At 63.6% G+C, this 13,195-nt stretch carries 14 protein-coding genes and 1 tRNA gene; 9 read left to right on the forward strand and 6 right to left on the reverse strand.

Annotated elements, in window-relative coordinates; genetic code table 11:
• Positions 1–128: 128 nt before the first annotated feature.
• Together EN990_RS02370 and EN990_RS02375 are read right to left on the reverse strand one after the other, a co-directional pair.
• Positions 129–1,703, reverse strand: coding sequence for a DUF882 domain-containing protein (locus tag EN990_RS02370; protein ID WP_127366533.1), 1,575 nt, complete (start codon positions 1,701–1,703; stop codon positions 129–131).
• Positions 1,704–2,023: 320 nt separating this feature from the next.
• A tRNA-Thr gene (locus tag EN990_RS02375) sits at positions 2,024–2,098 on the reverse strand.
• Positions 2,099–2,258: 160 nt separating this feature from the next.
• Between EN990_RS02375 and EN990_RS02380 the strand changes: the two genes are divergently transcribed.
• The 9 genes from EN990_RS02380 (at position 2,259) to yacG (ending at position 7,917) form a co-directional block, all read left to right on the forward strand.
• On the forward strand, positions 2,259–2,453 hold the full coding sequence (locus tag EN990_RS02380; protein ID WP_013530202.1) for a hypothetical protein: 195 nt from the start codon (positions 2,259–2,261) through the stop codon (positions 2,451–2,453).
• Positions 2,454–2,583: 130 nt separating this feature from the next.
• Positions 2,584–3,876, forward strand: coding sequence for a UDP-N-acetylglucosamine 1-carboxyvinyltransferase (gene murA / locus EN990_RS02385; RefSeq protein ID WP_013530201.1), 1,293 nt, complete (start codon positions 2,584–2,586; stop codon positions 3,874–3,876).
• A gap of 205 nt (positions 3,877–4,081) precedes the next feature.
• The gene (locus EN990_RS02390) at positions 4,082–4,516 is read left to right on the forward strand and encodes a DUF2948 family protein (protein ID WP_013530200.1); all 435 of its coding nucleotides are present in this window, start codon (positions 4,082–4,084) and stop codon (positions 4,514–4,516) included.
• Positions 4,517–4,523: 7 nt separating this feature from the next.
• Entirely contained in the window at positions 4,524–5,816 is a 1,293-nt protein-coding gene (gene hisD, locus EN990_RS02395; RefSeq protein WP_127370737.1) for a histidinol dehydrogenase, read from the forward strand.
• 6 nt (positions 5,817–5,822) lie between these two features.
• On the forward strand, positions 5,823–6,308 hold the full coding sequence (locus EN990_RS02400) for a UPF0262 family protein (RefSeq protein ID WP_013530198.1): 486 nt from the start codon (positions 5,823–5,825) through the stop codon (positions 6,306–6,308).
• Positions 6,296–6,766, forward strand: coding sequence for a low molecular weight phosphatase family protein (locus EN990_RS02405; protein WP_013530197.1), 471 nt, complete (start codon positions 6,296–6,298; stop codon positions 6,764–6,766). The genes EN990_RS02400 and EN990_RS02405 overlap by 13 nt, the downstream gene beginning before the upstream one ends.
• 87 nt (positions 6,767–6,853) lie before the next feature.
• Positions 6,854–7,072 carry a translation initiation factor IF-1 gene (gene infA, locus EN990_RS02410; protein ID WP_006200926.1) on the forward strand — a complete coding sequence of 73 codons (219 nt, stop codon included), beginning with the start codon at positions 6,854–6,856 and terminating at the stop codon, positions 7,070–7,072.
• A 21-nt stretch (positions 7,073–7,093) separates the two neighbouring features.
• Complete coding sequence (locus tag EN990_RS02415) at positions 7,094–7,723, forward strand: Maf-like protein (RefSeq protein WP_013530196.1); 630 nt, start codon at positions 7,094–7,096, stop codon at positions 7,721–7,723.
• On the forward strand, positions 7,720–7,917 hold the full coding sequence (yacG, locus tag EN990_RS02420; RefSeq protein WP_013530195.1) for a DNA gyrase inhibitor YacG: 198 nt from the start codon (positions 7,720–7,722) through the stop codon (positions 7,915–7,917). Before EN990_RS02415 ends, yacG begins: the two co-directional genes overlap by 4 nt.
• A 5-nt stretch (positions 7,918–7,922) precedes the next feature.
• Here yacG and EN990_RS02425 read toward each other — a convergent pair whose 3' ends face one another.
• Genes EN990_RS02425 through EN990_RS02440 form a run of 4 tightly spaced genes read right to left on the reverse strand, consistent with a single transcriptional unit; the run spans position 7,923 to position 13,138 of the window.
• Positions 7,923–9,293, reverse strand: a complete 1,371-nt coding sequence (locus tag EN990_RS02425; protein WP_127367163.1) for an alpha-glucosidase/alpha-galactosidase — start codon at positions 9,291–9,293, stop codon at positions 7,923–7,925.
• Positions 9,294–9,312: 19 nt separating this feature from the next.
• Complete coding sequence (locus EN990_RS02430) at positions 9,313–10,980, reverse strand: ABC transporter ATP-binding protein (RefSeq protein ID WP_127368850.1); 1,668 nt, start codon at positions 10,978–10,980, stop codon at positions 9,313–9,315.
• A gap of 9 nt (positions 10,981–10,989) precedes the next feature.
• On the reverse strand, positions 10,990–12,129 hold the full coding sequence (locus tag EN990_RS02435; protein ID WP_127368849.1) for an ABC transporter permease: 1,140 nt from the start codon (positions 12,127–12,129) through the stop codon (positions 10,990–10,992).
• Position 12,130: 1 nt separating this feature from the next.
• On the reverse strand, positions 12,131–13,138 hold the full coding sequence (locus EN990_RS02440; protein ID WP_013530191.1) for an ABC transporter permease: 1,008 nt from the start codon (positions 13,136–13,138) through the stop codon (positions 12,131–12,133).
• Between the last annotated feature and the right edge of the window lie 57 nt (positions 13,139–13,195).

Raw genomic sequence — 13,195 nt, forward strand, 5'->3', positions numbered from 1 at the left:
CTGCAGTAGCGCGCTGCTCGCCAAGTGTCATAGCGCGGAAGGGTTCGGCATTGCGAATCCCGTGACCGCCCCGGCCATCGATATGGCGCAACACATTTCGACACTGGATCGAACGGTGCTTTCGCCCTCTATTTGAAACTGGCGATGGGCAGGAATTTCACCGCGGAGCCGGTGAAGCGGCGGTGATCGGACGTCCGTCCCCGCGGTTGGAATCCATCGAGATAGACATGCTCCGGCGCCGTGCGGATGAAATTGGCGGCAATCATGGGCGTCCCTGTTGATGCGGCCCCACCGGCAACAGCGCGATCTGCCTCGGAATCGGGGCGCCGCTGGACACGGTCGGCCTTGGGGTTCGCCCTGACGCGATCTTCTGGCTTTGACGCAGGCGCCGCGATCCGCTCGCCGGCCAGCCCGTCGTCGGGGTGATGCATGGCCAGCAAGACACCGATGGCATCGCCAGATTTGGCTGCTTCCAACTGGCGCGTCGGGCTTGACTGGCTTTCCGGCCGCCATGTCGGCAATGGGACGTTGAGCGCCATCATCTCCGGCGCGACGCTCGTGGCAGCGGCATCGGCATTCGCAGCGTCCGGCTTGGCAACGGCCAGCTCGGCCTGCGCCGTGGACGCGCCGGCGATTGCCAACGGTGCGGCTTCCGGGGTGGGAACGGGTGCCGTGAACTCGGCTCGCGGTGCGAAGGCCGGCAGCGGCACTGAGCCCGGTGCCATCGCCATGACGATCGCTTCAGGCGTCTTCCCCTTCTGCCCGGCAAGCGGTTCTTCGCCTGGATCGCTGGCAGCAATCTGGATGTCCGCCCGCTGGGCATCCTGCGGCGGCACGATAGCGATACCCTGTCCAGCCGGTCTGGGTTCGACGGACCTCGCCGGTTTGCGTGGCGCCGGCACCGCTTCCGCGACATCGTCGGACTCGTCTGCGCCGCCCCCGCCCAAGAGCGTCGCCAGCAGGCCACGCGGCCTGCGTTGGCCGCCGTCGACGCTTGCCAGCTCGATGTTGGGCGTGCCGGCGCCCTTGCGCGATTTGTAGGCGGCAAACGCCTGCTCATAGCCGGGCAGCGGTTTGCCGTCGCTCGGCACATGCAGTGTGTTGCCGTTCGGAAATACCCTGGCGAGTTCCTGGCGGCTGATGCCAGGCCAATGCCGCACATTGCCGACATCCATGTGTATGAAAGGCGAACCGGAGGTGGGGTAATAACCCACGCCGCCGCCCTGCATTTTGAGGCCGATGTCGCGCAGCTTCTTCAGCGGCACATCCGGCAGGAAGAAATCCATCGCGCGGCCAACCATGTGTTGGCTCTCCCGGGCCACGCCCTTCGAGCGGCTGCGCAGCATGGCGTTCGTCGCCGGCGAACGATAGGCGCTGACCACATGGATATAGGCTGTCGAGCCGCTGGCGCGATAGGCCTGCCAGACAAGATCGAGCAGGCGCGGATCCATCTTCGTCGGTTCGTTGCGACGCCAGTCGCGCAGCATGAGATTGATCTTCTTCAATCCCGCCGGATCATAGCGCCCATTGCGCTTGAAGACGATTTCAGCCTTCTCTCCCGTATGGAGATGTTGAATCCTCAAAGCACGCGTCTCCGCGAACGCGCCGGTAGCGCACAGGCAAAGGAACGCTGCGATGATGGCAGGCAGGGTCCAAAGACGGGAAGCACCGGGGGCGTTTTGCACGTTTTCGCTCACGTTCATGCCTTGCACGTTCTTTTGTTTCGGGCGATTTAGATTTCCGCCCAGATCAGGAGCCTTTCGGCCCTCTTCCTGACAAGCATGGATCTGACCGGCGAAGACGGGCATCCATGCCACAATACGTCATGTCGATGAATAGCATCTTGGTTAATGAATCGTGTCTTGCCGGAATGCGCTTCGGCTGGATTTGCCTGTGGCAGCCATTTTCTGAAGCAATGAACCGCTGATCGGGTCTGCCGGCACGAGGGCCGCGCCATCCCATGTACCCGCCTCGCCCTCGCAAATGCAGAGGACGATCGTGCGGCAACAGGGATGTTGGAAACTGGTGCTGCGAGAGAGGATTGAACTCTCGACCTCTCCCTTACCAAGGGAGTGCTCTACCACTGAGCTACCGCAGCCGCTGATGGCGGGGCTTCTGCCATATCGAACCGGCAAGCGCAAGGCCAAGTGCAACGCTTCTGTGAAAGGCTTTGCCGGATGGCTTTTAATGACATGGCAGTGCCACAATGTTGGCTATCCCTGAACAGCAAGCTGGTGGGTCGCCGGCGGGATGGGGCGATGGACGACAAGACAATTCCAGTGAAAAAGGATGGTCCACCGAAAAGCAGCGCAACAATCCGCAAGGATCGGCTCGCCGAGCAATTGCGCGCCAATCTGCAGAAGCGCAAGGCGCAGTCGCGCTCGCGGCGGACCGGCGAGGCCGACCTGCGCCCGGACGGGCTCGCTGCATCGAAGAAAATACAAAAAGATTAACTCAAATAGGTCACTCTTGGCCTGGGGTGGGCGAAATCCTATTTCTTGAACCAGATTGGCCAATGGTCTAGACGGGCCGCTACTCAAACGATTGAACCGGCCCTTTTTTGGCCGAGAGGGACGTTCTTCCATGGATCGCATCAGAATTGTCGGGGGCAACAAGCTCTCCGGAAGCATTCCGATCTCGGGCGCGAAAAACGCGGCGCTGCCTTTGATGATCGCCTCGCTTTTGACCGACGACACACTGACGCTGGAAAACGTGCCGCATCTGGCCGATGTTGAGCAGCTGATCCGCATCCTGGGCAATCACGGCGTCGATTATTCGGTCAATGGCCGCCGCGAGAAGCAGAATGAGGGCTATTCGCGCACCATCAACTTCTCCGCCCGCAACATCGTCGACACCACAGCGCCCTACGAGCTGGTGTCGAAGATGCGCGCCTCGTTCTGGGTGATCGGCCCGCTGCTGGCCCGCATGGGCGAAGCAAAAGTGTCGCTGCCGGGCGGTTGCGCCATCGGCACGCGGCCGGTCGATCTGTTCCTCGAGGGCCTCCAGGCGCTGGGCGCTGATATCGACGTCGACACCGGCTATGTCATCGCCAAGACCCGGAATGGCCGCCTTGTCGGCAACCGCTATATCTTCCCGAAGGTCTCGGTCGGCGCCACCCATGTGCTGATGATGGCCGCGGCACTCGCCAAGGGCGAGACGGTGCTGGAAAATGCCGCCTGCGAGCCCGAGATCGTCAATCTGGCCGAGTGCCTCAACGCCATGGGCGCGAAGATTTCCGGCGCCGGCACGCCAACCATTGCCATCGACGGCGTCGAATCGCTCTCCGGTGCGCGCGTGCGCGTCATTCCCGACCGCATCGAGACCGGCACCTATGCGATGGCCGTCGCCATGACCGGCGGCGACGTCGTGCTCGAAGGCGCGCGTGCGGACCTGCTGCAGACCGCACTGGACGTGATCGCCCAGACGGGTGCGGAGATCACGCCGACCAATTCCGGCATCCGGGTGAGGCGCAACGGCGCCGGCATTTCGCCGGTCGACGTGACGACAGCACCCTTCCCGGCCTTCCCGACCGATTTGCAGGCGCAGTTCATGGGCCTGATGACCATGGCCAAGGGTAAGTCGCGCATCACCGAGACGATCTTCGAGAACCGCTTCATGCATGTGCAGGAACTGGCGCGGCTCGGCGCTCACATCACGCTTTCGGGCCAGACGGCGATCGTCGACGGCGTGCCGAAGCTGAAGGGCGCGCCGGTCATGGCGACCGATCTTCGCGCCTCTGTCTCGCTGGTCATCGCCGGCCTGGCGGCGGAAGGCGAGACCACGGTCAACCGCGTCTACCACCTCGATCGCGGCTTCGAGCGGCTGGAAGAAAAGCTGTCCAACTGCGGTGCGGTGATCGAACGGATTTCGGCGTAGCCCGCGACCTCGGCTCCTCTCTAGCAACGCAGGAGATTGGCGAAATCCTTCGCGGCAGCGTCCTTCTCCCCGTCACTATCCGGGGAGAAGTGCCCGGCAGGGCGATGAGGGGCAGCGCAGAGCTGCAGCTGCTGGTGCGGTTGCACCGATCGCCAAGACCGCCTAACAGAAGGCTGAACAATCAACCTTCAGGTGCGAAATCCGTATGACCGCCCTTAAGCTTATCGCGCTCGACGACCAGGATCTGAGCATCGTTTCGGCTCATGTCCAGGATGCCGTGCTGAAAGTCAGCGACCTCGAATTCCTCCCCGCGGCCAAGCGTTTCCTGCTGACCATGAACCGTTTCGTCTGGGAGGCAAAATCCGGCCTGTTTCGCCAGCATAATGAGCGACGGCAGGCCGTGCTGCATTTCGACCGCGTGCTCGGGGCCAAGACCAGCGGTATTGACCGCGACAAGCCTGCCGAAGTCCTGTCGCTGCTGGCGATCAGCTTCATCGAGATCAGCAAGCCGGCCGGCATCGTCGAGCTGATCTTCTCGGGCGGCGGTGCGATCATGCTCGACGTCGAGTGCATCGAGGCCCGTCTTGCCGACATCGGCGGGGCGTGGGAAGCCACCTCGCGCCCCATCCACAAGGCCTGAGCGTCCGATGGCCATCACGCTTCGTCAGTCCGATACCGATTTCGAGCAACGTTTCGCCGCCTTCCTCACGACCAAGCGGGAGGTCTCCGCCGATGTCGATGCCGCGGTGCGCGACATCATCGCGCGCGTGCGCGCGGAGGGCGACGCGGCACTGATCGACTATACGCGGAAATTCGATCGCGCCGATTTGACCGGCCTCGGCATTGCCGTGTCTAAGGAAGACATCGCAACCGCCTACGAAACGGCCGACCCAAAGACGATCGAGGCGCTGGAGTTCGCGCGCGACCGCATCCGCTCGCATCATGAACGGCAGCGGCCGAAGGACGATCGCTATACGGATGCCGCCGGCGTCGAGCTCGGCTGGCGTTGGACGGCGATCGAGGCCGTCGGGCTCTATGTGCCGGGCGGTACGGCGAGCTATCCGAGCTCGGTGCTGATGAACGCCGTGCCGGCCAGAGTGGCCGGCGTCGAGCGCATCGTCATGGTCGTGCCGGCGCCGGGCGGCATCATCAATCCGCTGGTGCTGGTGGCAGCGGACATATCAGGCGTGTCCGAAATCTACCGCGTCGGCGGCGCGCAGGCGATCGCCGCCCTCGCCTATGGCACCGAGACAATCCGGCCGGTCGCCAAGATCGTCGGCCCGGGCAATGCCTTTGTCGCGGCAGCCAAGCGCCAGGTTTTCGGCACCGTCGGCATCGACATGATCGCCGGGCCGTCGGAAGTGCTTGTCGTGGCCGACGGCAGCAACGATCCGAACTGGATCGCTGCCGACCTGCTGGCCCAGGCAGAACACGACGCTTCGGCGCAGTCGATCCTGGTCACCGACGATCCGGCTTTCGGCATCGCGGTCGAACAGGCGGTCGAGCGCCAGTTGCAGAGCCTGCCACGCGCTGAAACGGCAGCGGCGAGCTGGCGCGATTTTGGTGCCGTGATCCAGGTGTCGACCATCGACGCCGCGCTGCCGCTGGTCGATCGCATCGCCGCCGAACATGTCGAACTGGCCATCGACGACGCCGAGGGCTTCCTGTCGCGGATGCGCAATGCCGGTGCGGTCTTTCTCGGCCGCCACACGCCGGAAGCCATCGGCGACTATGTCGGCGGCTCCAACCATGTGCTGCCGACGGCGCGCTCGGCGCGTTTCTCGTCCGGCCTGTCCGTGCTCGATTTCGTCAAGCGCACGTCGATCCTCAAGCTTGGACCGGAGCAGTTGCGTATCTTGGCGCCGGCGGCGATTGCGCTGGCAAAGGCGGAGGGTCTTGACGCGCATGGACGCTCCGTCGCCATACGGTTGAACATGTAGGCGGCGATGTCTGGCCCCGATCAAACCCGCGCCAGGCTGATCGATGTCGAACTCGATGAATCGATCGGCCGGTCAACGCCGGATGTCGAGCATGAACGCGCGGTGGCGATCTTCGACCTGATCGAGGAGAACAGTTTCCAGCCCGTCAATGACAGCGGCGACGGCCCTTACCGGCTGAAACTGTCGCTGGCCGAGCAGCGCCTGGTGTTTGCCGTTGCGCGCGAGGATGGCACCGCCGTCGTCACCCATATCCTGTCGCTGACGCCGCTCCGGCGCATCGTCAAGGATTACTACATGATCTGCGAAAGCTACTACGACGCCATCCGTTCCTCGACGCCGAGCCATATCGAGGCGATCGACATGGGCCGCCGCGGCCTGCACAATGAAGGTTCGCAGACGTTGATGGACCGGCTGTCCGGCAAGATCGACATCGACTTCGACACGGCGCGCCGGCTGTTCACGCTGGTCTGCGTGCTGCACTGGCGGGGCTAGCCCTGTCGCCCGGCGCCCTGCCCCGTTCGATCCTGTTCCTGTGCGGCATGAATGCCGTGCGCTCGCCAATGGCGGAGCAGCTGGCGCGCCGGATGCTGCCCGCCACCGTCTTTGTCGCTTCGGCCGGCGTTCGCGCCGGCGAGCGCGATCCGTTCGTCGATGCGGTGCTGGCCGAAGAAGATCTCACGCTGGGCGAGCGCCACCCAAGGACGATGGACGATCTCGAGGACGACTATTTCGACCTGATCGTCACGCTGGCACCCGAAGCGCACCACGCCGCACTCGAACTCACCCGCTCGCTCGCCGTCGAGGTCGAATATTGGCCGACGCCGGACCCGACCGACGCCGGTGGCACGCGCGAACAGATCATGGCAGCGTACCGGGACGTCCGCGAGCGGCTGAAGGTGCGCATAGGCCGACGTTTCTTGCTTCCAGAGGCAAAAAACGCGACGGATTAAGCGTGTTCACAAGCGGACGATTATCATATAGGTTCCGCCGAAATTCCGGCCAGGGTGCTGGAACTACCATCCAAGCAAAGGTATCGAATGCCGAAGGAAGAAGTCCTCGAGTTTCCGGGTGTCGTGACGGAATTGTTGCCGAACGCGATGTTCCGGGTAAAGCTCGAAAACGAACACGAAATCATCGCCCATACGGCCGGCCGCATGCGCAAGAACCGCATCCGCGTGCTGACCGGCGACAAGGTTCTGGTCGAGATGACGCCATACGACCTGACCAAGGGCCGCATCACCTATCGTTTCAAGTAAGCAAAGCCCGACTGGTCCGCGATGAGCATTTTGCAGAAGCTGGTGCTTGCCTCGGGTTCGCCGCGCCGAATCGAGCTCTTGCAGCAGGCCGGGATCGAGCCGGACCGCGTGCTGCCGGCCGATATCGACGAAACGCCGCTGCGTGCCGAGCATCCACGCTCGCTGGCCAAGCGGCTGTCGAAGGAAAAGGCCGAGAAGGCGTTCGCCTCACTGAAGACCGAAGCCGACTATGCGCCGGGTTTCGTGCTGGCCGCCGACACGGTGGTTGCCGTCGGGCGGCGCATCCTGCCCAAGGCAGAAACCCTCGACGACGCTGCCAACTGTCTCGGGCTGTTGTCGGGCCGTTCGCATCGGGTCTATTCCGGCATCTGCCTTATCACCCCGGGTGGCAAGCTGCGCCAGCGCCTGGTCGAGACGCGGGTGCGTTTCAAGCGGCTGCCGCGCGAAGAGATCGACGCCTATATCGCCTCGGGCGAATGGCGCGGCAAGGCGGGCGGCTACGCCGTCCAGGGCCTCGCCGGCGCCTTCGTCGTCAAGCTGGTCGGCTCCTACACCAACATCGTCGGGCTGCCGCTCTATGAGACCATCGCGCTGCTGAGCGGCGAAGGCTTCAAGGTGCATGGCGGCTGGCTGGCGGGAACCCGGCTGTGAATTCCGATCCCAAAGTCACGCCCTTGCGCCCAAAGCGCCCCTGTCCCGAATGCGGCAAGCCCTCGGCGCGCGACAGCTTTCCGTTCTGCTCGACGCGCTGCAAGGACATCGACCTCAACCGCTGGCTGAAGGGCGCCTATGTCATCAAGGCCCGCGATGACGAGGAAGAGACGGATCCCGACGCTCCGAAATGAGGTCGTCAGGCGGCCTCGGTCTTGCGCGCCACCCGCGCCCAGCCCGGCAGCCAGTCGCCGTGAGCGGCCAAGAGATCATCGACCAGTGACCAGATCTGGTCGAGATCGAGTTCGGCCGCGGTGTGCGGATCCATCATCGCCGCGTGGTAGATGTGCTCGCGGTTCTCGGTCATCAGAGCCCGCACCGTCAGTTCCTGCACGTTGATGTTGGTGCGGATCAGCGCGGTCAATTGCGGCGGCAGCTCGCCTATATAGGTCGGCTGGATGCCGGAGGCATCGACCAGGCACGGCACTTCGGCGGCGCAATCGCGGGGCAGCGAGGTGATGCAGCCATTGTTGCGGACATTGCCGTAGATCACCGACGGCTCGCCGGTCCAGACTGAATTCATGATCGAGGAGGCATATTCCCGGGACTGCTCTACCTCGATGCGATCGGCCGAGCGATAGGCTTCAGCCTGTCCCTTCCAGCGCTCGATCTGCTCGATGCAGCGCTTGGGATATTCATCCAGCGGGATGCCGTATTTCTCGATCAGGTCGGGGCGGCCCTCCTTGATGAAATAGGGCGTGTATTCGGCAAAGTGCTCCGAGCTCTCGGTGACGAAATAGCCGAGCCTGGTCAGCATCTCGTAGCGCACCTTGTTGGGACAGCGCGGGTTCCAGCCGGGCTTGGGCGCGCGGCCTTCGCGATAGGCGCGCACGAGATCTGGGTAGAGGTCGCGGTAGGAACCGTCCGGCTGGCGATGCTCGAACTTCAGATAGAACGCCATGTGGTTGATGCCGGCCGAGCGATAGCGGATCTCTTCGTAGGGAAGGTCGAGGTCTTCAGCCAGTTCCATTGCCGTGCCCTGCACCGAATGGCAGAGGCCGACCTGCCTGATCTCAGGGTATTTCTCTGCTATCGCCCAGGTGTTGATCGCCATCGGGTTGACATATTGCAGCATGATCGCATCGGGGCAGACGGCGAGCATGTCTTCGCACACCTTCCACAGATGCGGCACGGTCCTTAAGCCCCGCATGATGCCGCCGACGCCGAGCGTGTCGGCGATCGTCTGGCGCAGGCCGTATTTCTTCGGCACCTCGAAGTCAGTGACTGTGCAGGGCTCGTAGCCCCCGATCTGGAAGGCGACGACGACGAAATCCGCGCCGGCCAGCGCCTTGCGCTGATCCGAATGGGTCTCGGTCTTCGCCTTGACGCCAAGCGTCGCGATCAGCTTGTTGACGACAATGGCGCTCTCTTCCAGCCGCTGCGGATTGATGTCCATCAGCGCGATCGTCGCGCCGGACAGCGACGGGCGCTGCAGCACGTCGCCGACAATGTTCTTCATGAACACCGTCGAGCCGGCGCCGATGAACGTGATCTTGGGATTTCTTGCCATGCTAACCTCCGGCATATGTTCAGGCCACATCGAAAGCGGCCCTGACGAGCCGTTCGGTGTAAGCGGTCTTGGGATTGGACAGGATGTCGTCGACGGGGCCCTGCTCGACGATCTTGCCGTTCTGCATGACGATCACGCGATGGCACAGCGCACGCACCACCTTGAGGTCGTGCGAGATGAAGAGGTAGCTGAGGCCGCGCTCGTCCTGCAGCTTGCGCAGGAGGTCGATGATCTGCGCCTGGACGGAGAGGTCCAGCGCCGATGTCGGCTCGTCGAGCAGGATGAATTCTGGTTCAAGCGCTATGGCGCGGGCGATCGCAATGCGCTGCCGCTGGCCACCAGAGAATTCGTGCGGAAACCGCGACAGTATATCGCCCGGCATGCCGGCGCTGACCAGCGCGTCGCGCACCCGTTCGACCCGCTCGCGCCGCGTCGCCCCTATGCTGTTGACGATCAGCCCTTCCTCGATGATCTGGCCGATCGTCATGCGCGGGTTGAGCGAGGAGAACGGATCCTGGAAGACGATCTGCATGCGCGAGCGCAACGGCCGCATCTCGGCCCGCGACAGGCCGTGGATCGGCTTGCCGTCGAAACGGATCTCGCCGCGCTTGGCGTCGATCAACCGGAGCAGGGCCTGGCCGAAGGTGGTCTTGCCGGAGCCGGACTCGCCGACCAGCCCCAGCGTCTCATGACGACAGAGTTTCAGGCTGAGATCGTCGACGGCGACCAATTCGCGCCAGTCGGGTTTCAGAAAGGTGCCGTGGCGCAGCATGAATGAGACGCGCACGCCGCTGGCCTCGAGAATGGTGCCACAGCCCTCCGGCAGCGGCTTCGGCTGCCCATGCGGCTCTGAAGCCAGCAGCCGCCTCGTATAGGGATGCCGCGGGTCGGCGAAGAGCCGTTCGGTGACGTTGTGCTCGCACATTTCGCCATGCTGCATGACATAGACGTAGTCGGAGAACTGGCGCACCACGGTGAGGTCGTGGGTGATCAGGATCACCGCCATGCGCAGCTCTTTCTGCAGGCTGCGGATCAGGTTCAGGATCTGCGCCTGGACGGTGACATCGAGCGCCGTGGTCGGCTCATCGGCGATCAGCACGTCGGGATTGTTGGCCAGCGCCATGGCGATCATCACCCGCTGGCGTTGCCCGCCCGAGAGCTGATGCGGGTATTGTCTGAGCCGCGCGGCAGGATCGGGAATCTGCACGTGCTGCAGAAGTTCGAGCGCTCGCGCCCAAGCCTGTTTGCGGCTGACCTTACGATGCACCCGAATCGCCTCGACGATCTGGCTGCCGACCGTATAGATCGGGTTGAGCGAACTCATCGGCTCCTGGAAGATCATCGAGATGCGGTTGCCGCGCAGCTTGCGCCGGGCGCTCTCGGGAAATTTCAGGATGTTTTGCCCGTCATAACAGACGCTCGAGCCGGGCGACACCGTGGCGCGCCGCGACAGCAGGCCCATGACGGTGCGCGCCGTCACCGACTTGCCCGAACCGGATTCGCCGACGATGGCGATCGTCTCGCCGCGATAGAGCTGGAACGAGATGTCCTTGACCGCTTCGACGACGCCATGCTCCACCTTGAAGGCCACGGCGACGTTGCGGGCATCGATGATCGGCTGGTCCTGGCGTCCGTCATGGTCGTGACGGACGATCGGTGCGAAGGATTCGGCGAGCGCGACGGTCATCTCAGCACCTCAATAAGGGTCGACGGCGTCGCGCAGGCCGTCGCCAAGCGCGTTGAAGGCAAAGACGGTGACGAGCACGAAACCGACCGGCGACAGGATCCAGGGATAGGTGCCGATGACGGAATAGGTCGCGGTGTCCTGCAGCATCAGGCCCCACGAGATCAGCGGCGGCTTGACGGCGAAGCCGAGGAAACCGAGGAAGGATTCGAGCAGCACCACGGTCGGGATCGCCAGCGTCACGGCGACGATCACATGGCTCATCACATTGGGGAAGATGTGCTGCATGATGATGCGCCGGTCGGTGGCGCCGACCGCCATGGCGGCGCGCACATACTCGATCCGCGCCAGCGCCAGCGTCTTGCCGCGCACTTCGCGCGACATCTGCGCCCAGCCCAAGGCCGACATGACGATGATGACGAAAGCGAGGAAGACGTTGGTGGGAGCGGTGACCGGGATCAGTGTCGTCAGCGCCAGATAGAGCGGCAGCTGCGGGAAGGCGAGCACCAGTTCGACGAAGCGCTGCATCCAGACATCGAACCTGCCGCCGAAATAGCCGGAAACCATGCCGACGATGGTGCCAATGACGGTGATGATGAAGACGACCGTCAGGGCGATCATCAGCGAGACGCGCGAGCCGTGGATGGCGCGCGACAGCACGTCACGGCCGAACTTGTCGGTGCCCAGGAAATGCACCGGCTGGCCGTCCAGCGAGCCGAACAGATGCCGGTCCGCCGGCAGCAGCCCAAACAGCTTGTAGGGCGCGCCATGCACGAAGAAACCGAGCAGCCTAGGATGATCATAGTCGGGGCCGACGACGGGCTGGAAAGTGACCGGATCGAGGTCCGCCGAATCGGCCAGCGCATAGACCCTCGGCCGTGCGGTGAAACCGCCGTCTCTGTCATGGAAGCTTGGCACCTGCGGCGGAGCGAAGCCGACATCCGTGACCTTCGGGTCCATTGGCGCGATGAATTCGGCTAATACGGCCATCACCAGCAGCAGCACGACGAGCCAGAGCCCGGCCATGCCGGTCCAGGAGCGCTTCAGCCGGCGCCAGACAAGCGCCATGTAGCTTTCGTTGCCATGCGCCGGTTTGGCGACGATGGGCCCTTCGGCAGGCAGCGGTGGAGGGGATGGATCGCGCGCCAGCATCTCAACGCTCCCCGAACTGGCGCACGCGCGGATCGAGCAGCACGAGCAGCATGTCGGCGATGATGTTGCCGACGATGAGTGTCGCCGACAGGACCATCATGAAGGTGGCAGTGACATAGACGTCGCCGACAGCCATGGAGCCGACGATCGCCGGGCCGACGGTCGGCAGTGCGAAGATGATCGCCGTCTCGATCTCGCCGGTCAGCATATAGGGCAGCACCACGCCCTGATACATGATGAGCGGATGCAGCGCGTTGGGCACGGCGTGGCGCATGACGACGGCAGCACCCGTCAGCCCCTTGGCCCTTGCCGTCTCGACATATTGCGCGTTCAGCGTATCGAGCAGATTGCCGCGCATGACGCGCATATTGTAGGCGAGGCCGCCGAAAGTGGCGATCGCCACCACCGGCCAGACATGTTTGACGAGGTCGACGAATTTGGCCCACGACCACGGCGCACCACCATATTGCGGCGAGAAGAATGAGCCGATCTCAGACACGTTGAACTGGAAGACCAGGAGATAGACGATGATCAGCGCCATCAGGAAGCGCGGCACCGTCATACCGAGGAAGGAGATGGCCGACAGTGTCGAGTCGATCCAGGTGTATTGCCTTGTCGCCGCCCATATGCCGAATGTGATGCCCAGCACCGAGGCCAGCAGATGGCAGACCAGCGCCAGAAGGAGCGTGCGCGGCAGGCGCTCTCCGACCACATCGGCGACCGGTTTGTTGTAGTACAGGCTGTAGCCGAAATCGCCTCGAGTGACGATGCCGACGATCCAGTTGAGATACTGCACGGGCAGCGGCTTATCGAGGCCATGCTCGATGCGATAGGCCTTTGCCTGCGCGTCGGCCTCGGCAAAGGAAGCTCCACCCTGGTTGATCGCCTGCGAACGGATGTAGTCGGCATAGTCGCCCGGCGGCGCCTGGATGATGGCAAAGGTGGCCAGGCTCAAAATGGCGAGGACCGGGATTGCCGACGCTATGCGCGTGAGCAGGAATCGCAGCATGGACGGTTCGTTCCTTGTCTCGCCGATCGCGCCCTTGGTTGCGTCCGGAGGTTGGTT

Source organism: Mesorhizobium sp. M7A.F.Ca.US.005.03.1.1 (assembly GCF_003997975.1).
Classification (GTDB): Bacteria; Pseudomonadota; Alphaproteobacteria; order Rhizobiales; family Rhizobiaceae; genus Mesorhizobium; species Mesorhizobium ciceri.